General features: G+C 68.4%; 22 protein-coding genes. 10 read left to right on the top strand and 12 right to left on the bottom strand.

Annotation, left to right across the window (positions count from 1 at the left end):
* Positions 1 to 50 precede the first annotated feature (50 nt).
* From E3T48_RS02900 to E3T48_RS02855, 10 genes are all read right to left on the bottom strand, one after another.
* Positions 51 to 323 carry a PTS sugar transporter subunit IIB gene (locus E3T48_RS02900; RefSeq protein ID WP_134522362.1) on the bottom strand — a complete coding sequence of 91 codons (273 nt, stop codon included), beginning with the start codon at positions 321 to 323 and terminating at the stop codon, positions 51 to 53.
* A complete protein-coding gene (locus tag E3T48_RS02895; RefSeq protein WP_134522361.1) occupies positions 320 to 784 on the bottom strand; it encodes a PTS sugar transporter subunit IIA in 465 nt (154 codons plus the stop codon). Before E3T48_RS02895 ends, E3T48_RS02900 begins: the two co-directional genes overlap by 4 nt.
* Before the next feature lie 39 nt (positions 785 to 823).
* Positions 824 to 1939, bottom strand: coding sequence for an adenosine deaminase (locus E3T48_RS02890; RefSeq protein ID WP_134522377.1), 1116 nt, complete (start codon positions 1937 to 1939; stop codon positions 824 to 826).
* Between the two features lie 246 nt (positions 1940 to 2185).
* Positions 2186 to 3511 (bottom strand): thymidine phosphorylase, encoded by a 1326-nt coding sequence (locus E3T48_RS02885; protein WP_174844123.1) that lies wholly within the window; start codon positions 3509 to 3511, stop codon positions 2186 to 2188.
* A 5-nt stretch (positions 3512 to 3516) separates the two neighbouring features.
* Positions 3517 to 3954 (bottom strand): cytidine deaminase, encoded by a 438-nt coding sequence (locus E3T48_RS02880; protein WP_255455795.1) that lies wholly within the window; start codon positions 3952 to 3954, stop codon positions 3517 to 3519.
* Positions 3951 to 5246, bottom strand: coding sequence for an ABC transporter permease (locus E3T48_RS02875; protein WP_134522360.1), 1296 nt, complete (start codon positions 5244 to 5246; stop codon positions 3951 to 3953). The genes E3T48_RS02880 and E3T48_RS02875 overlap by 4 nt, the downstream gene beginning before the upstream one ends.
* On the bottom strand, positions 5243 to 6511 hold the full coding sequence (locus tag E3T48_RS02870; protein WP_241986588.1) for an ABC transporter permease: 1269 nt from the start codon (positions 6509 to 6511) through the stop codon (positions 5243 to 5245). Before E3T48_RS02870 ends, E3T48_RS02875 begins: the two co-directional genes overlap by 4 nt.
* The gene (locus E3T48_RS02865; protein ID WP_134522359.1) at positions 6508 to 8028 is read right to left on the bottom strand and encodes an ABC transporter ATP-binding protein; all 1521 of its coding nucleotides are present in this window, start codon (positions 8026 to 8028) and stop codon (positions 6508 to 6510) included. The genes E3T48_RS02870 and E3T48_RS02865 overlap by 4 nt, the downstream gene beginning before the upstream one ends.
* Positions 8029 to 8247: 219 nt before the next feature.
* Positions 8248 to 9351 carry a BMP family lipoprotein gene (locus E3T48_RS02860; RefSeq protein WP_134522358.1) on the bottom strand — a complete coding sequence of 368 codons (1104 nt, stop codon included), beginning with the start codon at positions 9349 to 9351 and terminating at the stop codon, positions 8248 to 8250.
* A gap of 217 nt (positions 9352 to 9568) precedes the next feature.
* Positions 9569 to 10690 carry a mannose-1-phosphate guanylyltransferase gene (locus tag E3T48_RS02855; protein ID WP_134522357.1) on the bottom strand — a complete coding sequence of 374 codons (1122 nt, stop codon included), beginning with the start codon at positions 10688 to 10690 and terminating at the stop codon, positions 9569 to 9571.
* Positions 10691 to 10768: 78 nt separating this feature from the next.
* On the opposite strand from E3T48_RS02855, the gene E3T48_RS02850 reads away from it, so the two are divergent.
* The 10 genes from E3T48_RS02850 (at position 10769) to E3T48_RS02805 (ending at position 20214) form a co-directional block, all read left to right on the top strand.
* On the top strand, positions 10769 to 11923 hold the full coding sequence (locus tag E3T48_RS02850; RefSeq protein ID WP_134522356.1) for a glycosyltransferase family 4 protein: 1155 nt from the start codon (positions 10769 to 10771) through the stop codon (positions 11921 to 11923).
* Positions 11924 to 12036: 113 nt separating this feature from the next.
* Entirely contained in the window at positions 12037 to 12453 is a 417-nt protein-coding gene (gene sdhC, locus E3T48_RS02845; RefSeq protein WP_134522355.1) for a succinate dehydrogenase, cytochrome b556 subunit, read from the top strand.
* Between the two features lie 13 nt (positions 12454 to 12466).
* Positions 12467 to 12919, top strand: coding sequence for a succinate dehydrogenase hydrophobic membrane anchor subunit (locus E3T48_RS02840; protein ID WP_134522354.1), 453 nt, complete (start codon positions 12467 to 12469; stop codon positions 12917 to 12919).
* Between the two features lie 18 nt (positions 12920 to 12937).
* On the top strand, positions 12938 to 14752 hold the full coding sequence (gene sdhA / locus E3T48_RS02835; protein WP_241986586.1) for a succinate dehydrogenase flavoprotein subunit: 1815 nt from the start codon (positions 12938 to 12940) through the stop codon (positions 14750 to 14752).
* Between the two features lies 1 nt (position 14753).
* The gene (locus E3T48_RS02830) at positions 14754 to 15500 is read left to right on the top strand and encodes a succinate dehydrogenase iron-sulfur subunit (RefSeq protein ID WP_241986584.1); all 747 of its coding nucleotides are present in this window, start codon (positions 14754 to 14756) and stop codon (positions 15498 to 15500) included.
* 324 nt (positions 15501 to 15824) lie between these two features.
* Positions 15825 to 16934: a YihY/virulence factor BrkB family protein gene (locus tag E3T48_RS02825; protein ID WP_134522352.1), complete on the top strand. Its 1110-nt coding sequence runs from the start codon at positions 15825 to 15827 to the stop codon at positions 16932 to 16934.
* A 9-nt stretch (positions 16935 to 16943) separates the two neighbouring features.
* Positions 16944 to 17804: an exodeoxyribonuclease III gene (locus E3T48_RS02820; protein ID WP_134522351.1), complete on the top strand. Its 861-nt coding sequence runs from the start codon at positions 16944 to 16946 to the stop codon at positions 17802 to 17804.
* A 56-nt stretch (positions 17805 to 17860) separates the two neighbouring features.
* The gene (gene trpS / locus E3T48_RS02815) at positions 17861 to 18865 is read left to right on the top strand and encodes a tryptophan--tRNA ligase (protein WP_134522350.1); all 1005 of its coding nucleotides are present in this window, start codon (positions 17861 to 17863) and stop codon (positions 18863 to 18865) included.
* Between the two features lie 2 nt (positions 18866 to 18867).
* Entirely contained in the window at positions 18868 to 19461 is a 594-nt protein-coding gene (locus tag E3T48_RS02810) for a GNAT family N-acetyltransferase (RefSeq protein WP_134522349.1), read from the top strand.
* A 3-nt stretch (positions 19462 to 19464) separates the two neighbouring features.
* Positions 19465 to 20214, top strand: a complete 750-nt coding sequence (locus E3T48_RS02805) for an HAD family hydrolase (protein ID WP_134522348.1) — start codon at positions 19465 to 19467, stop codon at positions 20212 to 20214.
* 198 nt (positions 20215 to 20412) lie between these two features.
* On the opposite strand, the gene E3T48_RS02800 is transcribed toward E3T48_RS02805, so the two are convergent.
* Positions 20413 to 21300 (bottom strand): endonuclease domain-containing protein, encoded by an 888-nt coding sequence (locus E3T48_RS02800; protein ID WP_134522347.1) that lies wholly within the window; start codon positions 21298 to 21300, stop codon positions 20413 to 20415.
* A gap of 351 nt (positions 21301 to 21651) precedes the next feature.
* Positions 21652 to 22408, bottom strand: a 757-nt coding sequence (locus E3T48_RS02795) for an FGGY family carbohydrate kinase (RefSeq protein ID WP_241986582.1), incomplete at its 5' end; no start/stop codon positions are given.

The raw sequence follows: 22408 nt of genomic DNA, 5'->3' as shown, positions 1-22408 counted from the left end.
CCCGGCCCAGGGGGCCGGCGGCGCCCCGCCTGCGCGGTCGCCTGGCCCGGTCAGCCCAGCGCCGTCTCCAGCTTCGCGACGAGCTCGTCCACGTCGAAGTAGTTGTCGATCACCACGATGTCGGCGTTGGTCTTGCCGATGGCCTCGACCAGCTCCGACGAGGTGAGGATCACCTGGGCGTCGAAACCGACGCTCTTCACACCGGCGACGTCCGTCGCTGTGACGTCGGCCTCGATGTCCAGCCGGGCGAGGGCCCGCTCGGCATTGACCTTGAGAATCGCGGAGGTGCCGATTCCGACTCCGCACAGCGCGACGATCTTCATTGCTGCTCCTCAGGTGGTGCGGTGACGCCGAGCAGCGAACGGATGCTGTCGACATCCGTCGCCGCCGCCAGCGCCGGGATGACGTGCGGGTCATTGAACACATTGGCCAGTTCGGCCACGAGCAGCACGTGCTCGTCGCCGCTGGTCACGGCCAGGCCGAGCACGACGCTGACCGGGTCGTTGTGCGGGTGGCCGAACGCCACCGGCTCGGCCAGGGTGACGACGCTCAGGCCCTCGGTGTGAACGTCGGGTCCAGGCCGGGCATGCGCCAGCGCGAGGCCCGGCGCGATCACGACGTACGCGCCGAATTCGTCGATCACGCCGATCATGCGCTTCGTGTACTCGGGCGAGGTCGACCCCGACCGTTCGAGGGCGTCGCCGGCCGCGGCCACCGCACCTCGCCAGTCGTCGACGTGGACTCCGATCGCGATGGCGTCAGTGGGGAGGGGCGGCAGCGGCATGGGGGCTTTCACGGTGTCAATCGGGCGGACATTGGTTCTTCAGACGCCTTCGAAGCCGGCGACGATGGCGTCGGCCAGTTCTTCGCGCTCCTCGAGCGGGAGGAACGTGGCCTGCGCCGCGTTGAGCTGGAAGACCTCGAGGTCGTCGACGTCGTAGCCGAACGCGTCGCTGAGCAGCGCCAGCTCCTTGCTCAGGCTGGTGTCGCTCATCAACCGATTGTCGGTGTTGACGGTGACCCGGAAGCCCAGCTGGTAGAGCAGGTCGAAGGGGTGGTCGAGCAGGTCGTCGCCCCAGGCCGCGATCGCACCGGTCTGCAGGTTCGACGAGGGGCTGAGCTCGAGGGCGATCTCCCGGTCGCGCACCCACTGGGCAACCGGGCCGAGGGTCACGTAGGTGTTGTCGTCGGCGTCCTGACGGCCGACGACGATGTCTTCGGCGATGCGCACGCCATGGCCGAGCCGCAGCGCGCGTCCGTCGAAGAGGGCCCCCCGGATGCTCTCCAGGCCGTCGGCCTCGCCGGCGTGCACGGTGACCGGAAGGAATGCCTTGGCCAGGAAGTCGAACGCGTCACGGTGGTTGTGTGCCGGGAATCCGAGTTCGGCGCCGGCGATGTCGAAGCCGACGACGCCCCCGGTGCGGTGGCGCACGGCCAATTCGGCGATCTCGAGGCTTCGGTCGGCGTGGCGCATGGCCGTGATCAGCTGGCCGATCTTGATGCTGTGGCCTGCCTCGGCGGCGGCGGCGATGCCGGCCTCGATGCCGGCCTGCACGGCCTCCACCGTCTGGTCGAGGGTGAGGCCGCGGGTCAGGTGCTGCTCGGGGGCCCAGCGCACCTCGCCGTAGATGACACCGTCGGCGACGAGGTCTTCGACGAATTCCCGGGCGACCCTGGTCAGACCCTCCACGGTCTGCATGACGGCACAGGTGATGTCGAAGGTCTTCAGGTACTCGACCAGGGAGCCCGAGTTGGCCTGATCGGCGAACCACTGGCCGAGGTCCGACTCATCCGTTGTCGGCAGGGCGAATCCGATCGCCTCGGCCAGTTCGATGATGGTGCCCGGGCGCAGCCCACCGTCGAGGTGGTCGTGCAGGGAGATCTTCGGCAGCGCGTTGATGCTGATGCCGCCGGGCAGCAGGTATTCCTCAGGGCTCATGTTCACGTTCCCAATCTACCGGCCACGACACTCGGAGTCTCCCTGTTTGCTGAACCCGGACTTATTCGCCGGCCCATGCCGAGCCGCCCCGCGCATAACTCCTGCAATTTCGCCCGCCGCATGTTCCGTGGCTTGGAAAAACAAGGCAGCCGAAGCAGCGGGGCACAAATTGCAGGAGTTATGCGCGAGGGTGGGCTGGGGTGGGCTGCGCGGGACGGGGAGGGTGGGCGGCGCGGGACGGGGGGGTCAGCGGCCGATTCGCTCGGCGATCAGGGGGCCGCCGTCCTGGACCGGCTCGCCGGGGTCGCCGATCCGGTAGGCGCCTTCCACTGCCTCGAGGGCGCGGGCGAAACGCTCCGGCTCGTCGGCGCTGAGCGTGAACAGGGGCTGGCCGGCCCGCACGGTGTCGCCCGGCTTGGCGTGCAGGTCGATCCCCGCGGCGTGCTGCACCGGGTCCTGCTTGCGGGCGCGGCCGGCGCCGAGGCGCCACGCGCCGATTCCGAACGGCAGCGCCTGCTGCTCCACGAGCACACCGTCGCGCTCGGCCGTGACGACGTGGGTCTCCCTCGCGACCGGCAGGGCCGCATCCGGGTCGCCGCCCTGGGCCCGGATGACCTCACGCCATTTGTCCATGGCGCGGCCGTCCTTCAGCGCGGCCTCGACGTCGACGCCGGTGATGCCGACCAGGTCGAGCATCTCCCTGGCGAGGGCGACGGTGAGTTCGACGACATCCGCCGGCCCGCCGCCGGCGAGAACCTCCACCGACTCGCGGACCTCGTTCGCGTTGCCGATGGCGAGACCGAGCGGCACGTTCATGTTGGTGAGCAGAGCGGATGTCGCCACCCCGGCGTCCTCACCGAGCTCGACCATCGTGCGGGCCAGTTCCCGCGAGCGTTCGATGTCCTTCAGGAACGCGCCGGAGCCGAACTTCACGTCGAGAACGAGCGCGCTCGTGCCCTCGGCGATCTTCTTCGACATGATCGAGGAGGCGATCAGGGGGATCGCCTCCACCGTGCCGGTGATATCGCGCAGCGCGTAGAGCTTGCCGTCGGCGGGGGCGAGCCCGCTGCCGGCGGCGCAGATCACGCCGCCGAGCTCCTGCAGCTGCGCGAACATCTCTTCGTTGCTGAGGTTGGCGCGCCAGCCGGGGATCGATTCGAGCTTGTCGAGGGTGCCGCCGGTGTGGCCGAGGCCGCGGCCGGAGAGCTGCGGAACGGCCGCGCCGAAGACCGCGACGAGGGGCATCAGCGGCAGGGTGATCTTGTCGCCGACGCCGCCGGTGGAGTGCTTGTCGGTGGTCGGCTTGCCGAGGCCGGCGAAGCTCATCCGCTCGCCGCTGTTCAGCATCGCCATCGTGAGATCCTTGATCTCCCGGCGGTTCATGCCGTTGAGGAAGATCGCCATCGTCATCGCGGCCATCTGCTCGTCGCCGACGTAGCCGCGGGTGTACGCGTCGATGAGCCAGTCGATCTGCGGGGTGCTCAGCGCACCCTTGTCCCGCTTGGTGTGGATCAGGTCCACGGCGTCGAAGGCCTCGATGTGGGTCGAGGCGGCGGTCTGGCTGGTGTTCACGGTGGTTACTCTTCCCGGTAGTCGGCGAGCTGCCGCGGCCCGAAGGCGTCCGGCAGCACGTCATCGATGGTTCGCACACCCGACACGGTTTCCAGCAGCATGCCGGGCGCAGAGTGTTCGTACAGCAGTTGGCGGCAGCGGCCGCAGGGCATCAGGATGCCGCCCGCACCGTCGACGCAGGTGAAGGCCACGAGCCGCCCGCCGCCGGTGAGGTGCAGCATGGACACGAGCGCGCACTCGGCGCACAGGGTGAGACCGTAGGACGCGTTCTCGACGTTGCAGCCGGTGATCACACGCCCGTCGGATACGAGCGCCGCCGCTCCGACCGGGAAGTGCGAGTACGGCGCGTAGGCGCTGCCCATCGCCTCGACCGCGGCCTCGCGGAGAACACCCCAGTCAACGTCGCCGGAAAAGGGCACCTGGGCCGCCGCGGACCCGGTCACGACTTGATGTAGGGCTTGCCGGATGCTGCCGGTCCCCTGGACTGGCCGACCAGGCCGGCCACGGCGAAGATCGTGACGAGGTAGGGCAGCATGAGCATGAACTCGCTCGGCACCGGGGAGCCGATGATGCTGAGCACGTTCTGCAGGTTGCTCGCGAACCCGAACAGCAGCGCCGCGAGGGTGGCCCGGATCGGGTCCCAGCGGCCGAAGATCACGGCGGCCAGGGCGATGAACCCGGCGCCGGCGGTCATCTCCTTGCCGAACGCGCCGACCGAGCCGAGGGTGAAGTAGGCGCCGCCGAGGCCGACGATCGCGCCGGCGATGGACACGTTCCAGAACCTCGTCGATGCGACGTTGATTCCGACGGTGTCCGCGGCCTGCGGATGCTCGCCCACGCTTCGGAGGCGCAGCCCCCACTTGGTGTGGAAGATCCCGTAGAACACCACGGCGACTGCCACGTACATGATGTAGACGATCAGCGTCTGCCGGAAGAACACCGGGCCGATGATCGGGATCTCGCTGAGCAGCGGGATGTTGATCCGTTCGAACCGGGGCGGCTGGTTGAGCAGTTCGGCGTTCGGTGCCATCACCTGCGAGTAGAGGAAGCCGGTCAACCCGACCACGAGCACGTTGAGCACGACACCGACGATGACCTGATCGACGAAGTACTTGATCGAGAACGCGGCGAGCACCATCGACACGAGCACGCCGGCCAGCATGGCCGCCAGCAGCCCGAGGAGCGGTTGCTGGGTGAGCGACGCGACCATCGCCGAGGTGAAGGCTCCGGCGAGGAGCTGCCCCTCGATCGCGATGTTGACCACGCCGACCCGCTCGGAGATGACTCCGCCGAGCGCGCCGAAGATCAGCGGCACGGCGAGACTGAGCGAGCCGAACAGCAGTCCGGGAACCGGAATGGCCTTGTCGGCCGCCGCCCAGCTGAGGAAGCCGATCAGGAGGAGCACGGCGAAAACGGAGATCAACCAGATCGGCGCCTTCGCCTGCGCCTGCACCAGCCAGACGCTGGCGGCGGTGATCAGGAGCAGCAGGACGCTGATCACGATGCCGGTGAGCCGGGTGGGAAGCTCGACGTCGGGCAGCTGGATCAGGTCGCTCGACGTGGACAGGCGCATGGTGCTGATGCCGTCCCGGCCGAAAACGACGAGGAGCAGGATCCCGAAGACGGTGAAGATCGACAGCGCGATCGTCACCTTCCAGCTCTTCACGAACTCGAAATCGGGTGTTTCCGGCGCGGTGGGCGCTGCGGGCTGGACGACTGGAGTGACGGTGCTCATTTCGCTGCCACCTCCTGGGTAACGTTGACCTGCGTCGTGCGACGCCCGGCGCCCGGTTCGGGCAGGCGGAAGATGGCCCGCACGAGGGGCGGAGCCGCGATGAAGAGCACGATCAGCGACTGGACGACGAGCACGATGTCGATCGGGACGCCCTCGGCGGCCTGCATCGAGAACCCACCGGCCTTGAAGGCGCCGAACAGGATGCCGGCCCAGAACACACCCCAGGGCTTCGACCGGCCGAGCAGGGCGACCGTGATGGCGTCGAAGCCGATGCCGGAGTCGAGCCCGGCGCCGAACCCGCTGGTCGTCGTGCCGAGGACCTGGTTGATCCCGGCGAGACCGATCAGGCCGCCCGAGAGCATCATCGCGTAGACGTACATGCGCTTGACGCTGATCCCGGCCACCCTGGCCGCGTTCGGGTTCAACCCGACGGCCCGGAACTGGAAGCCGAGGTTGGAGCGTGAGAGCAGCCACCAGGTGAAGATCGTGGCGAGGATGGCGAGAATGAACCCGAAGTGGAGGATGTAGTTCGGGCCGAGCAGATCGGGGAACACGGCGGTGACCTTCGTCGCCGGACTCTTCGGGTTGTTCGAACCGGGGGTCTTCAGGAAGCCTTCGCGGAGCAGGTAGCTGACGAGGTAGAACGCCACGTAGTTGAGCATGATCGTGGTGATCACCTCGTGGGCTCCGGTGCGGGCCTTGAGCACGCCGACGAGGCCGCCCCAGAGGGCGCCGCCGAGGATGCCGACCACGAGCGCGACGATCAGGTGCAGGCCGGCGGGCAGGTCGACCGCGAAGCCGACCCAGCCGCCGAGCGCGGCCGCGATCAGCATCTGGCCTCGCCCGCCGATGTTGAACATGCCGACCCGGAAGCCGAGCGCCACCCCGAGGCCCGCCATGATCAGCGGAGTCGCGAAGGTGAGGGTTTCGGTGAGCGGTTTGATTCCGGCGGCGAAGCTCGGGCGGCGGAAGTTGTAGATCGACCCCTGGAACAGGGCGGAGTACGCTCCGGAGACGGCGTTCCAGATCGCGGCGAGCAGATCGCCGGGCCGGGAGAAGAAGTACCCGGCGCTCGCCTGGACATCCTTGTTGGTGAACGCGATCATGACGGCGCCCACGACGAGCGCCAGCACGACGGCCAGCACGGAGATGATGGCGCTGCCGGTGGTGATCTCCCGGAACATCCGGTTCCAGCGGGACGGGCCTTCGGTCGGTGCGACGACGCCGGCGCGCGGCTCGGTCTCCGAACCCTGTGTGGTGCTCACGCTGCGGCTCCTTCTCCGGCGGGTGCTTCGCCGGCCATCATCAATCCCAGAACGGCGCGGGGGGTGTCGCCGGGCACTATGCCGACGATTCGCCCGCGGTACATGACCATGATCCGGTCGGCCAGGGCCGCGACCTCGTCGAGCTCCGTGGAGATGACGATCACCGGGGTGCCGGCATCCCGGGTGGCGACGATGCGTTCGTGCACGAACTCGATCGATCCGACGTCGAGGCCGCGGGTCGGCTGGGCAGCGACGAAGAGCCGCAGGTCGCGGCTGAGCTCACGAGCGAGCACGACCTTCTGCTGGTTGCCGCCCGACAGCCGCCCGACGGGAGTGTCGATGCCCTGCGAGCGCACGTCGAATTCTCTGACCTTCTCACCGGCGAACTTCGCCAGCAGGGCACGCTGCACGTTCCACCGCTTGACGAACGGTTCGTCGTTCGAACGGTCGAGCATGAGGTTCTCGGCGATGGTGAACTCGCCGACGAGGCCATCCTCGTTGCGGTCCTCCGGAATGAAGCCGACGCCGGCCTCGAGCACCTGGCGCACGGAGTGGCCGCGCAGGGACTTTCCGTCGAGGGTGATCTCGCCGGAGACGCGGGGCTGCAGGCCCATCAGCGCCTCGGTGAGCTCGGTCTGGCCGTTGCCCTGGACCCCCGCGATCGCGAGGATCTCGCCCTTGTGCACCTCGAAGCTGACGTTGTTGACCAGGACCTGACCGCGAGGGTCGAGGACCGTGAGGTTCCGCACCGAGAGGGCGGCGTCCCCCGGCGTCGCGGGCGCCTTGTCCACCGTCAGGTCGACGGCGCGGCCCACCATCAGGGTGGCGAGTTCCACATTGGTCGCGGTCGGCGACGCTTCGCCGACGACGGCGCCGAGGCGGATGACGGTGATCCGGTCGGCGACGGCGCGCACCTCGCGCAGCTTGTGCGTGATGAAGACGATGGAGGTGCCGGCCTCCTTGAGCTGCCTCATGATGACCATGAGCTCGTCGGTCTCCTGCGGGGTGAGCACCGCGGTCGGCTCGTCAAAGACGAGCACCTTCGCGTCGCGCGAGACGGCCTTGATGATCTCCACCCGCTGCTGCACCCCCACGGGGAGGTCTTCGACGAGGGCGTCGGGGTCGACGTCGAAGCCGAACCGGTCGGAGATCTCGCGGACGCGCTTCCGGGCGGCCACCAGGTCGAGGCGCCCGCCGGTCCTGGTGTCTTCGTGACCGAGCATGACGTTCTCGGCGACCGTGAAGACCGGGATGAGCATGAAGTGCTGGTGCACCATGCCGATCCCCGCGGCCATCGCGTCGCCTGGCCCAGCAAAGTGCTGAACGACGTCGTCAAGCAGGATCTCGCCCTCTTCGGCCCGGTACAGGCCGTAGAGCACGTTCATGAGGGTTGACTTTCCAGCGCCGTTCTCGCCCAACAGCGCATGGATTTCGCCAGCCTCGACGGTGAGGTTGATGTGGTCGTTCGCGACCAGGGCACCGAATTTCTTCGTAATGCCACGAAGTTCGAGCTTCATAGTCCCGATTCTATTGAGTGGGCGAACATATGAGGTGACACCTGCGCGAATGATGGCCTTCCCCAACCGATTTGCTCATATGTTGGTCGGGTCTGCTCTTCCGCGCGGCCTGATCGGCGCTTTTAACCGAAACGGGGAGGCCAGCGTGTCGCTGGCCTCCCCGCATCGTGGTGCTGGTGGTGCTGGTGGTGCTGGTGGTGCTGGTGGTGCTGTCGAGCGTTACTTCGGGGTGGAAGGAGACTCGACCTTGAGCTTGCCGCTGATGATGTCGGCCTTGATGGCGTCGACCTCCTTCATGAGCGCGGGGTCGACCTTGGACTCCCACTCGTGCAGCGGGGCGATGTCGACGCCCTTGTTCTCGAGCGTGCCCACGTACGGGTCGGCCGTGAAGTCACCCTTGGAGTCATCGACGATGATCTGCTTGGTGGCCGCGGCCATCTGCTTGAGCACCGAGGTGAGGTACAGGGCCTTGAACTCGGGCGTGGTCTCGAACAGGTCGCTGTCGACGCCGATGATGGCGACATCCTTGCCGGAGTCCTGGATGGCCTGCGCGGTGCCCTGGAAGAGCGGTCCGGCGACCGGGAGGATGATGTCCGCGCCCTGGTCGATCAGACCGGTGCTGAGCGCCTTGCCTTGGTTGATGTCGTCGAAGCTGCCGGCGAAGAGGCCGGTCTGCGCGGCCTTGTCCCAGCCGAGGACCTTGACGGTCTTGCCCTTCTGGTCGTTGTAGTACTTCACTCCGTCGGCGAAGCCGTCCATGAAGATCGTGACGGACGGGAACTGGAGTCCGCCGTAGGTTCCGACGATCCCGGTCTTGCTCGTTCCGGCGGCGAGGTAGCCGGCGAGGAACGCGGCCTGCGCGGTGTCGTACAGCACCGGCTTGACGTTGTCGAGCGTGAGCGGACTGAAGTCATCGTTGGAGATGGCGGAGTCGATGAGGGCGAAGTTGGTGTCCGGCGCGGCCTTGGCGGCGTCGCGGGTCGCGTTCGCGAGGGCGAAGCCGACGGTCAGCACGAAGTTGCAGCCCTGGTCGACCATGCTGCTGGTGTTGCTGGCGTACTGGTCTTCCGACTTGGACTCGGCCTGCTTGAACTCGATGTTGAGTTCCTTGGCAGCTCCGCTGATGCCCTCGTAGCTGGACTGGTTGAACGACTTGTCGTCGAAGCCGCCGAAGTCGGAGACGATGCAGGGCAGGTAGTCGGACGCCGCAGCAGATCCGGAGGATCCGCCGTCGGTCGGTGCCGGCGCGCAAGCCGCGAGCAGGGCCACAACGCCGAGCGTGGCAAGACCGCTGAAAACGGCCTTGCGTTTCGTGATTGTCAAGATTGACCTCCTATGGTCGCCCGGCGTGGGTCCGCAGGGGCTGTGTTGGACTACACGTTACCGAATGTTTCACTGCTCAGATGAGCAAAGTCGGGCTGCAACCGAATGGTTACCAAGCCGCGACATTCCCGCCGCCGCCGGGGCGCGAATGCGTGTCGCATCGGGAGTATTGTCCGGCGTTCACCGGCAGAGGCACCGGTATCGCCGGCGAGACGGATCAGAGGACGTCGGTGCTCCCGGAGAGCTTCAACGCGTCGACCACGGCCTTCACCTTCTGCGCGTTCGCGCTGGTTGTGACGAGCAGGGCGTCCGGAGTGTCGACCACGACGATGTCCTCCACGCCGATCAGGGCGATCATGCGCCCGGTGTGGCTGACCACGATTCCGCTCGACGAGTCCGCGAGCACGCGGGCTCCCTCGCCGAGGATGGCAAGGTCGCGCTTGCGTCCGTTCGCGTGGATCTTCGCGATCGACGCGAAGTCGCCCACGTCGTCCCAGTCGAACTGGCCGGGGATCACGGCGAGCTTGCCCCTGGCCGCGACGGGCTCGGCGACGGAGTAGTCGATTGCGATCTTCTTGAGGCGGGGCCAGACCCGGTCGACGACCGCGCCACGTCGCGGGGTGTCCCAGACCTCGGCGAGTTCGAGCAGGCCGGCGAGCAGTTCAGGCTCGGCGGCGCCGATCTCTTCGAGCAGGCGATCGGCCCGCGCGATGAACATGCCGGCGTTCCACAGGTAGTTTCCACTTGCCACGTAGCCGCGGGCGGTGGCCAGGTCGGGCTTCTCCACGAAGGAATCGACGGACAGTGCGCTGTCGGCATCCGCGATGTCGAGCGCGCCGGAGGTCTTGATGTAGCCGAAGCCGATGGCCGGTTCGGTGGGGCGGATGCCGATGGTGACGATGTAGCCGGCGTCCGCGGCGGCGACCGCCTCGGCCACGGCCTGGCGGAACAGGATCGGCCCCGTGATGACGTGGTCGGCGGCGAAGGATCCGATGATCACGCCCGGTTCACGCCGCTCGAGGATGGCGGCAGCCAGGCCGATTGCGGCGGTGGACTCCCGCGGCTCGCTTTCCAACACCACATTGTGGTCGGCAAGCTCGGGGAGCTGGGCCTCGACCGCGGCGCGGTGCGCGCGGCCGGTCACCACCATGATCCGCTGGTCGCCGGAGAGCGGCGCGAGCCGGTCCCAGGTGTCACGCAACAGGGTCTGACCTGACCCGGTCAGGTCGTGCAGGAACTTGGGGGCGTCGGCGCGCGACAGCGGCCACAAGCGCGAACCGATCCCACCCGCCGGGATCACGCTGTAGAACCGAGCGAGGGCGTCCGAGGTAGCTGGCATCCGGATAGACTACCGCCCGCACGTCGCCGTTCACCGTGCATTCACCGGCCGGACGCGGCGGCTGCCTACCCTCGGAGCATGAGGGTTGCGCTCATCACCGAAAGTTTCCTGCCCACCGTCAGCGGCGTCACCACCAGCGTCTGCAAGGTGCTCGAGCACCTTGCGCGCACCGGCCACGAGGCCATGCTGATCGCCCCGGCCGGTGCGCCGGCCGAGTACGCGGGATTCCCCGTGCACAGCGTGCCGGCGCTGTCCTACCGCCAGTTCCCGGTGGGGATGCCCAGCCCGCAGGTGCACCGGTTGCTCGCGGACTTCGCCCCGGACGTGCTGCACGCGGCATCCCCTTTCCTGCTCGGCGCGCAGGGGATCGCCGCGGCGAACCGCCTCGACATACCCAGCGTGGCCGTGTTCCAGACGGATGTGGCCGGCTACGCCCGCCGCAACAAGCTCGGCCAGGCCGCCAACGCCGCCTGGCGTTTCGTGAAGTGGGTGCACGAGGGCGCCGACCTCACCCTGGTGCCGTCGACGGCGTCGATGCTGGATCTTCGCCGGGTGGGCGTGCGGCGGCTGGCCCGCTGGACCCGCGGGGTGGACCTCGTCGGCTACCACCCGAACCGTCGCAGCGACCCGGCGGTCGCCGCCCTGCGCCGGGAGCTGGCGCCGAACGGGGAGGTCGTCGTCGGCTACGTCGGCCGGATGGCACCGGAGAAGCAGGTCGAACGGTTCCGGGCGCTGCGCGGTGTTCCCGGCATCCGCCTGGCCCTCGTCGGCGACGGGCCGTCCGTGCCGCTGATCCGGCGGGAACTCGCCGGGATGCCGGTGACCTGGCTCGGCCGGCTCTCCGGGCCGGAGCTGGCCACGGCGTACGCGAGCTTCGACATCTTCCTCCACGCCGGCACCGAGGAGACCTTCGGCCAGACCCTCCAGGAGGCGCACGCCGCCGGCCTGCCCGTCGTCGCACCTCACGCCGGCGGTCCGATCGACCTGGTGGTGCACGGCGAGAACGGCCTCCTCTTCACCCCCGACGACGAGCGGGACCTGCGGCGCTGTGTGGCCCTGCTCGCCGGGGACGCCCCACTGCGGCACCGGATGGGCGAGGCCGGACGCCGCAGCGTGCTCGGCCGGTCCTGGGAAAACGTGTGCGGGACCCTGCAGGGCTACTACGAACGGGTCGTCGACGAACGCTCCGCCGTGCGGGCGACGATGTCGGTTCCGCTGTCAATGCAGCGCTAGCCGGGCCCGGGGATAATCTCTCGGCGCAGAGACACTTAGGATGGTCTCAGCTGCGTTCCGCGCAGCGTCGGCCTGACATCGTCGTGGCCGTTATCAGCCAGGGAGGGTTGGTCATGCCACAGCAATCGGCAGAGGCACTCACATCCCAGCAGAAGACGACATCACGTCGCCCCGCCGGCACCCTGTACCGGGGCCGCGAGGGCATGTGGTCATGGGTCCTGCACCGCATCACCGGTGTGGCGATCTTCTTCTTCCTGCTGGTCCACATTCTGGACACCGCGCTCGTGCGCGTCAGCCCGGAGGCCTACAACGCGGTGATCGAAAGCTACAAGACACCGATCATGGGCCTCGGTGAGGCCGCGCTGGTCGCGGCGATCGTGTTCCACGCGTTCAACGGGCTGCGGATCATCCTGATCGACTTCTGGAACGCGAAGTACCAGAAGGTCATGTTCTACGTCGTGATCGGCCTGTGGGTCGTCACCATGCTGGGTTTCCTTCCCCGCCACCTCTACAACGTATTCAACAATTAGGCGGGAGACTCACATGACATCCACCATCGACACTCCCCGCAGCCCCTACTCCCGTTCGCCGCAGAGGCGCGGCGTCAACTGGGAGAAGTGGGGCTGGATCTACATGCGCGCCTCCGGCGTCGTGCTGGTCGTGCTCATCTTCGGCCACCTCTTCGTCAACCTGATGGTCGGCAAGGGCGTGAGCGCCCTGGACTTCGCGTTCGTCGCCGGCAAGCTCGCCAACCCGTTCTGGCAGACCTGGGACCTGCTGATGCTCTGGCTCGCCCTGATCCACGGCGGCAACGGCATGCGCACCCTGGTCAACGACTACGCGACACAGCGCCTCACCCGCGGCATCCTGAAGTCGGCGATCCTCGCCGCGGTCGTCATCCTGATCGTGCTCGGCACCCTCGTCGTCTTCACCTTCGACCCCTGCCCGGCCGGTTCCCCTGCCGACCTTCTCCCCTCGTTCTGCTCGGCCAACTAGGAGCTGCACACACCCACCATGACGGATGCACCCACAACACCGCCCACGGAGTCGACCATCGTTGATGGCGTTCACTACCACCAGTTCGACATCGTGATCGTGGGTGCAGGTGGCGCAGGCATGCGCGCCGCCATCGAGGCAGGCCCCGGCGCCAGCACCGCCGTGATCTCCAAGCTCTACCCGACCCGCTCCCACACGGGCGCGGCGCAGGGCGGAATGGCGGCGGCCCTCGCCAACGTTGAAGAAGACAACTGGGAATGGCACACGTTCGACACCGTCAAGGGCGGCGACTACCTCGTCGACCAGGACGCGGCCGAGATCCTCGCCAAGGAGGCCATCGACGCGGTCATCGACCTCGAGAACATGGGCCTGCCGTTCAACCGCACGCCCGAGGGAAAGATCGACCAGCGCCGCTTCGGCGGCCACACCAGCGACCACGGCAAGGCGCCCGTTCGCCGGGCCTGCTACGCCGCCGACCGCACCGGCCACATGATCCTGCAGACCCTCTACCAGAACTGCGTCAAACGGGGCATCAACTTCTTCAACGAGTACTACGTGCTCGACCTGGTCATGACACCGGTCGACGGGGTCGACCAGCCGTCCGGCGTCGTCGCCTACGACCTGTCCACCGGGGAGCTGCACGTCTTCCAGGCGAAGGCGTTCATCTTCGCCACCGGCGGGTTCGGCAAGATCTACAAGACCACCTCGAACGCGCACACCCTCACCGGTGACGGCGTCGGCATCATCTGGCGCAAGGGCCTGCCGCTCGAGGACATGGAGTTCTTCCAGTTCCACCCGACCGGCCTGGCCGGGCTCGGCATCCTCCTGACCGAGGGCGCCCGCGGTGAGGGAGCGATCCTCCGCAACGCCGCCGGCGAACGGTTCATGGAACGCTACGCCCCGACGATCAAGGACCTCGCCCCGCGCGACATCATCGCGCGCTGCATGGTCAAGGAGGTCGCGGAGGGCCGCGGCGCCGGCCCGAACAAGGACTACCTCTACCTCGACTGCACCCACCTCGGCGCCGAAGTCCTGGAGACCAAGCTGCCCGACATCACCGAGTTCGCCCGCACCTACCTCGGCGTAGACCCGGTCACCGAGCCGGTTCCGGTGATGCCGACCGCGCACTACGCGATGGGCGGCATCCCGACCAACGTCAACGCGGAGGTGCTGCGCAACAACACCACCGTCGTGCCCGGGCTGTACGCGGCCGGGGAGTGCGCCTGCGTGTCCGTGCACGGCTCCAACCGTCTCGGCACCAACTCGCTGCTGGACATCAACGTGTTCGGCAAGCGCGCCGGGAACAACGCCGTCGACTACGTCAGGACCGCCGAGTTCGTTCCACTGCCCGCCGACCCGGCGAAGGCCGTGCGCGAACTGCTCGAGGGCATCCGTTCGTCGACCGGAACCGAGCGCATCGCGGTGCTCCGCAAGGAACTGCAGGAGACCATGGACGCGAAGGCGCAGGTCTTCCGCACCGACGAGTCGCTCTCCGACGTCACCGCCGTCATCCACGGCCTGCGCGAGCGGTACAAGAACATCGGCGTGCAGGACAAGGGCCGCCGGTTCAACACCGACCTGCTCGAGGCCGTCGAACTCGGCTTCCTGCTCGACCTCGCCGAGGTGGTCGTCTACTCGGCCCGCAACCGCAAGGAGAGCCGCGGCGGCCACATGCGCGACGACTTCCCCCTGCGCGACGATGAGAACTACCTCGTGCACACCATGGCGTACCTCACCGGCGACCCTCTCTCGGCCGACGCGGCCGACCACATCGCGCTCGACTGGAAGCCGGTCACGATCACGCGCTACCAGCCGATGGAAAGGAAGTACTGACGTGGCCGCCGAGACCCTCGTGCCGGAGGAGATCGCGTCCTTCACCGTCACCCTGATCATCCGCCGGTTCAACCCGGAGGTCGACGACGAGCCGCACTGGGAGGACTTCGACGTGCAGCTGTACCCGACCGACCGGGTGCTCGACGCGCTGCACAAGATCAAGTGGGAGCAGGACGGCAGCCTGAGCTTCCGCCGCTCCTGCGCGCACGGCATTTGCGGCTCGGATGCGATGCGCATCAACGGCCGCAACCGCCTCGCCTGCAAGACCTTGATCAAGGACCTCGACATCACCAAGCCGGTCTACGTGGAGGCGATCAAGGGGCTGCCGCTCGAGAAGGACCTGATCGTCGACATGGAGCCGTTCTTCGAGTCGTTCCGGGCCGTGCAGCCCTTCCTGGTCTCCCAGCAGGCGCCGAAGGACGGCAAGGAACGCATCCAGACGGTCGCCCAGCGCGAACGCTTCGACGACACCACCAAGTGCATCCTCTGCGCCGCGTGCACGTCGAGCTGCCCCGTGTTCTGGACCGACGGACAGTACTTCGGACCGGCCGCGATCGTCAACGCGCACCGCTTCATCTTCGACTCTCGCGACGACAACGCGGCGGTCCGTCTCGACATCCTCAACGACAAGGAGGGGGTGTGGCGCTGCCGCACCACCTTCAACTGCACCGAGGCCTGCCCGCGCGGAATCCAGGTCACCCAGGCCATTTCCGAGGTCAAGCAGGCCATGGTTCGCGGCCTCAAGTAGCGGTGCTGATCGAGGTAGCCGGTGGCGTCGACTCGGGTTTCGCCGCCACCGGCTGATCGGGGTTGCGCCCGGGCGATTCCACCAGGGTCCCAAACCGCTCGACCGTCTCACGCTGCCCCACCGACCGCACCGTGTTCCAAACGCTTCGTGGCTCGGTCCTCGCCATCCAGCCTCAGGGGTTGGAAGGCTGACTCGGTTGGTTCAGCAGTGGGATAGTGCCAGACCTTCGGCTCCTTCCGCAAGAGGTGAGCCGCTCTCACGTTGTATTTGCCCCCCGAACTGGGGGTGCGCGGGCGGCCCCGGATCGCTGGCTAGGCTGGAGCCGTGAAGAGCAACGCCCCCGTGAAGCAGCTGACCCGCGTGGCCCGGCGCATCATGGGTTGGCGGTCGGTGCGCTCCGTCGCTCACTTCGCCCAGACCGGCGGCGCCATCCTCGCCGGCGGCATGACCTACCAGGCGGTCTTCGCGATCTTCGCGGCCATCTGGGTGGGCTTCTCCATCGCCGGGCTCGTTCTGGGCTCGAACGAGCAGCTCATGAGCTCCCTGATCGAGATCATCAACCAGTCCGTCCCCGGCCTGATCGGCACGGACGGCGTGATCGAACCCGAACAGCTCGACGGCGCCGGGGTGCTGACCTGGACCGGCGCCGTGGCCCTGGTCGGCCTGCTCTGGACAACACTCGGCTGGCTGTCCACGACCACCCAGGCCGTGCGCACCATCTTCCGGATGCCCAGGGACGGCACCGTCTTCGTGCTGGCGAAGCTGCGGGAACTGGGCCTCGGCATCCTCTTCGGCGTCGCCCTGATCGTGTCCGCGCTGATCTCCCTGGCCAGCACGGAGGCGCTCGGCGCCGTCCTGGGCCTGCTGGGCATCTCCCGGGATTCGTTCTGGTTCAACGCCGGGGCGCGCACGATCGGGCTGCTCGTCGTGCTGTTGATCGACACGGCAACCCTCGCGACCCTGTTCCGGGTGCTCTCGCGGGTGTACATCCCGCACCGGAAGCTGATCCTCGGGTCCGCCCTCGGCGGCGTCGCCCTCGGCACCCTCAAGGTGCTCGGCGGAACGCTGCTCGGATCGACCGGATCGAACCCCCTGCTGGCCACATTCGCCGTGATCATCGGGCTCCTGATCTGGTTCAACCTGATGAACACCGTGATCCTGCTCACGGCCTCCTGGATCTCGGTCGGAATGGACGATGCCGGCATCCCGCCCGTGCCGGTGGACTCGAAGCGCGCCGCGCTCGAACAGGCCGAGCGGGAGAGGGAGGCCCGCCGGATTGCCGCGCTGGCAGAGCTTCGGGATGCCCGCGACGCCCACGCCCTCGCCGACTGGCGGCACCGATGGGCGGCCACGCGCCGGCTGCGGAGCGCGGAGCGGGCGGCAGCGGGGTATGAAAGGGCCGAGCCAGCCGGAGAAGCCGTTCGCCCAACCTAGACTTGGATCATGCCGTCCACGCCGTCCTCCTCCTCGCCTGCCCAGCCGCTCCGCATCGCCAGCATCAACACGAACGGGGTGCGCGCCGCCTACCGCAAGGGCATGGGCGAGTGGCTCGCCCAGCGGGACGTCGACATCCTCGCCATCCAGGAGGTGCGCGCGTCGACCGAGGACCTCGAGGACCTGCTCGGCCCGGAGTGGAGCATCCTGCACGACCCGGCGACCGCGAAGGGCAGGGCCGGCGTCGCGCTGGCCAGCCGGTCCACGGCGTCGATCCACCGGGTCGAGCTCGGCGCGCCCGACTTCGACAGCGCCGGCCGCTGGCTCGAGGCCGACTACGAGGTCAACGGCAAGATCGTCACGGTGGTGAGCACCTACGTGCACTCCGGCGAGGTCGACACCCCCAAGCAGGTGGAGAAGTACCTCTTCCTCGACGCGATGCTCGCCCGGCTTCCCGAGCTCGCCGCCCACAGCGAGCGGGCCGTCGTGCTCGGCGACCTGAACGTCGGCCACCGCAGGCTCGACATCAAGAACTGGCGCGGCAACGTGAAACGGGCCGGCTTCCTCCCCGACGAACGTGCCTACTTCGACCGGATCCTCGGCGCCGAGGACGAACCGGGTTACAACGACGGGGCCGGCCTCGGCTGGGTCGACGTGGGCCGCAAGTGGGCCGGCGAGGTGGACGGGCCGTTCACCTGGTGGTCGTGGCGCGGGCAGGCCTTCGACAACGACACGGGGTGGCGGATCGACTACCAGCTGGCAACGCCGACGCTGGCGGCATCCGTCACCGACTACGCCGTCGACCGGGCCGCCGCCTATGACCAGCGCTGGTCGGACCACACGCCGGTCGTCGTCGACTACCTCGTCTAACCCACCGTTCTCTCCTGCGCCGCGGCACGCCACGGCCCCACGCCACGAAAGCCCACATGAACAAGCCCCGTCTCTACTCCGGCATGCAGCCCTCCGCCGACTCCCTGCAGATCGGCAACTACATCGGCGCCCTGCTGAACTGGAAGGCGCTGCAGCAGACCCACGACGCGTACTTCTCGATCGTCGACCTGCACGCGCTCACCGTTGCCCAGGACCCGGCGGCGCTGCGCGAGAACACCCGCCGCACCGCCGCGCAGTACATTGCGAGCGGGATCGACCCGTCGGCGTCGACCCTGTATGTGCAGTCGCACGTTGACGCCCACGCCCAGCTGGCCTGGGTGCTCAACACCATCACCGGGTTCGGCGAAGCCAGCCGGATGACCCAGTTCAAGGACAAGTCCGCCAAGCAGGGCTCCGACGGCACCACGGTCGGGCTGTTCGCCTATCCGATCCTGATGGCCGCGGACATCCTGCTCTACGACACGGTCGTCGTGCCGGTCGGTGAAGACCAGCGCCAGCACGTCGAACTCACCCGCGACATCGCGGCGCGGTTCAACTCGCGTTTCGGGGACACCTTCGTGATTCCGGAGGCAGACATCGTGAAGGAGACCGCGAAGATCTTCGACCTGCAGAACCCGTTGTCTAAGATGTCGAAGTCGGCCGAGTCGCACGCCGGGGTGATCTGGCTGCTCGACGAGCCGGCGGTCACGGCGAAGAAGATCATGCGCGCGGTCACGGATGCCGACGGCGGCGTCGTCTTCGACCGGGAGAACAAGCCGGGCGTGGCCAACCTCCTCACGATCTACTCGACCATGGCGGGGCGCTCGATCCAGTCCCTCGAGGACGAGTATGCCGGCCGCGGCTACGGGGACCTCAAGAAGGGGCTCGCCGAGGTCGTCACCGGCACCTTCGGCCCGATCCGCGCGCGCGTGCTCGAGCTGCTGGGCGACCCGGCCGAACTCGACCGCCTGCTCGCCGACAACGCCGACCGGGCTGCAGGCGTCGCCAACGCGACCCTGGCGCGCGCCTTCGACCGCGTCGGACTGCTCCCCCGGGCCTGACCATGAAACCCGTCGAACTGTCGTCGCCGCTGGTCCGGCTTGACCAGCCGACCGCCGCCGACGCCGGAGCGGTGTTCGACTACTGCCAGGACCCCGTCTTCGAGCGGTATCTCACCGTGCCGTGGCCGTACCGTCGCGAGGACGCGGATTCATTCATTTCGGAGTATGTGCCGGCGGCCTGGGCGTCGGATCAGGAATACACGTGGGCGGTTCGCGCGCCAGGCTCCCCCGCGCTGGTCGGCGTGATCGGGCTGCGCGTTCCGACCGCCTCGATCGGCTACTGGCTGGGGGCGCCGCACCGAGGCCACGGCTACATCCCGGAGGCCCAACGGCTCGTCGCCGACTGGGCGTTCTCCGCCGGCGTCGTCGACACCATCACCTGGCAATGCCTCCCGGGGAATATTGCATCGGCGCGCACCGCCCGGAAGACGGGCTTCAGCTTCCTGGGCGAGTCGCCCGCGGACCACCCGCACCGCGACGGGTCGTTCCCGCAGGCCTGGACGGGGCGACTCCGTGCCGGCGACGACCGCGAGCCGAAGGCCGGCTGGCCCGCCGACGTGGTCGCCGACGTGGTCGCCGACGTGGTCGCCGGCTGAGCCATGACCGCACCCTCCAGCATCCCCTCGGTCGTCCTCTTCGACCTCGACGACACCCTGTTCGCCCATCGTGGCGCGGTCGCCGACGGCATCCTGCGCCATCTGGCGGCCCTGGGCGGCCCGTTCGACGGCGTCGACCAGGCCGGGGCGGTCGTGCTCTGGCGGGAACTGGAGGAGCGGCACTACCACTCCTACCTCGCCGGGCGACTGGACTTCCCCGGTCAGCGGCGGGAACGCGCCCGTGACTTCGCCGCCGCGCACGGGGTTCCCCTGACCGACCGGGAGGCGGCGGACTGGTTCCTCGCGTATTTCGAGCACTACCGGGCGAGTTGGCGGCTGCACGGCGACGTGCTGCCCTGTCTGGCGGAGCTCGGGGCGGCGATTCCCGGCATCCGTTTCGGGCTGATCACCAACGGTGAGCGAGCGCACCAGCAGCCGAAACTGGAGCGCACGGGCCTCGACGGCCGGCTGGAGCGGGTGATCACCTCGGCCGCGTTCGGCGTCGCGAAACCCGACCGGCGCATCTTCGAGCACGCCTGCGGGGTCTTCGGGGTCGCCCCGGCCGACGCGGCGTACGTGGGTGACCGCATCCGCACCGACGCCATCGGGGCGGCGGCGGCCGGTCTCACCGCGGTCTGGCTCGACCGGCGCGACGCCACGGTGGACCCGGCGGACGCCGCCGACGCCGCGCGCCTCGGCGTGCTCCGGATCACCGGCCTGGCCCAGCTCCCGGTCCTCCTCGCCGCCCTCTGACCGCCCGCCCGCCGCGGCAGCCCCCTTCCCCCCGCCCCCTTCCGCCCTCGAGATTTGCATAACTCCTGCAAATCGCATCCGCGGGGCCGAGCCGCCGCGTATTCCCGCGGCGGCGCATCCGATCGCTCGGAATCTGCAGGAGTTATGCTCGACCCGTCTGTGCGGGGTAGTGCCGGGGATGGAGACGGGCGAGCGGTGTCAGGCCCGGATATTGCCCTCACGGCAGACGCGCACGAGCGCCGCGATCGCGCTGACGACCGCGGCAGGGTCGAACATGATGTCCTGGTAGAGCACGCGCAGCGTCACGTAGCCCTGCTGGGCAAGAATGCGGTCCCTGGTGCGATCGCGGATGTGTTGTTCCCACGACTTGTGGTGCGCGTAACTGTCCGCCTCGACCACGACACAGCCCTCAACCAGGAGGTCCACGCGCCCCACCCCGCCGATCGGCACCTGGATGTCGCATCGGAATCCGGCCTCCAGGACGAGTCGGCGCAACACCGTCTCCTGGCCGGCGTCCGCACGCGCGTCGATCTGGCCACGGAGCGATCGGTACTTCGCCGGCACGTTCGCGAAGATGTCCTCGATCTCCGAGGCGAAAACACGCCCCTCGTGCAGGGCCGTATCGAGGGCGGCCAGCGCGAAGTGGCCCGGCTGGCATTGGATCAGCTGGGAAAGCGCATCCCGGGCGCCGACACAGAACTCGGTCCCGTCCTCCGGCTCGATGAGCGGCCACCAGTGCACTTCGACGCCGTCACGCGGCACCGCGTTCAGCCTGTCGGACCGGCTTCGAGCGCAGCGAAGGCGCGACGCGTCCCTGACAACATGGAGGTGCGTGAACCTGGTCTCGAAGGCGAAGATCCCCAGCTCCCTGGCCGCCGAGACACAGGCCAGCCGACCGCCGACGCGGACGGCCTCAACGGTGTGACGGTCAGTGTCCGGCGCCGCATAGTGGTCTCGTCTCACCCGGAGAAGGCGGTCCGACCGCACCAGGAAGGTGATCTGGGATCCGGTTAGGCCAGCGTCAAGCAGGTCGCGCCTGCTGACGATTCGTCGGGAACCGAAGTCGAACGCGCGTGGCAGGCTCATGCCCCGAGGATCGGGGCTGAGCGCGACCCCCGAGGCCGACGCCACGGCTCTGTGGGAACGTGTCCAAATTTCCGCCCTGTGGAGGACAGCATCCGCTCGTGCATAACTCCTGCAATTTCGGTGTCGAGATCGCCGGTTTGCCGGAATCACTGGGTAGCCGGGGAACAACCGCGCAAATTGCAGGAGTTATGCAAGTAGAGCGCGGCGGGCGGGGGCGGCGGGCGGGGCGAGGGGCGGGGGCGAGGGGCGGGGGCGAGGGGCGGGGGCGAGGGGCGAGATGGCGGAAACCCGGCGGCCTGGGGTGGGCGCCGGGTTTCCGGGGAAAAGGTGGGGCTGGTGGGGCGGGACGGGCTAGAGGACGTCCTCGTCGACCCAGTCGAGGGACTTGGTGATGGCCTTCTTCCAGTTGCGCAGCAGGCGGTCGCGCTCGGCGACATCCATCTGCGGCTCCCAGCGGGCGTCCTCCTGCCAGTTCGCGCGGAGCTCGTCGAGGCTGCTCCAGAAGCCGACCGCGAGGCCGGCCGCGTAGGCCGCGCCGAGCGCGGTGGTCTCCGCGACGACCGGGCGCACGACGGAGACGCCCAGGATGTCGGCCTGGAACTGCATCAGCAGGTCATTGGCCGATGCTCCGCCGTCGACCTTGAGCTCGGTCAACGGAACCCCGGAGTCCGCGTTGACCGCGTCCAGCACCTCCCGGGTCTGGTAGGCGATCGCCTCGAGCGCGGCACGGGCGATGTGGCCCTTGTTCACGAAGCGGGTCAGGCCGACCAGGGCGCCGCGGGCATCCGAACGCCAGTACGGCGCGAACAGCCCGGAGAACGCCGGCACGAAGTAGGCGCCGCCGTTGTCCTCGACCGAGAGGGCGAGGGCCTCGACCTCGGCGGCCGAGCCGACGATGCCGAGGTTGTCGCGCAGCCACTGCACGAGCGCCCCGGTGACCGCGATCGACCCCTCGAGCGCATAGTGGGTTTCCGCGTCGCCGAGCTTGTAGCCGACGGTGGTCAGCAGACCGTTCTTGGAGTGCACGATCTCGGTGCCGGTGTTGAAGATGAGGAAGTTGCCGGTGCCGTAGGTGTTCTTCGCCTCGCCCTGGTCGAATGCGGCCTGG

Source organism: Cryobacterium fucosi, from assembly GCF_004403515.1.
Classification (GTDB): domain Bacteria; phylum Actinomycetota; class Actinomycetes; order Actinomycetales; family Microbacteriaceae; genus Cryobacterium; species Cryobacterium fucosi.
This window is presented reverse-complemented; position numbering and strand designations above follow the sequence as displayed.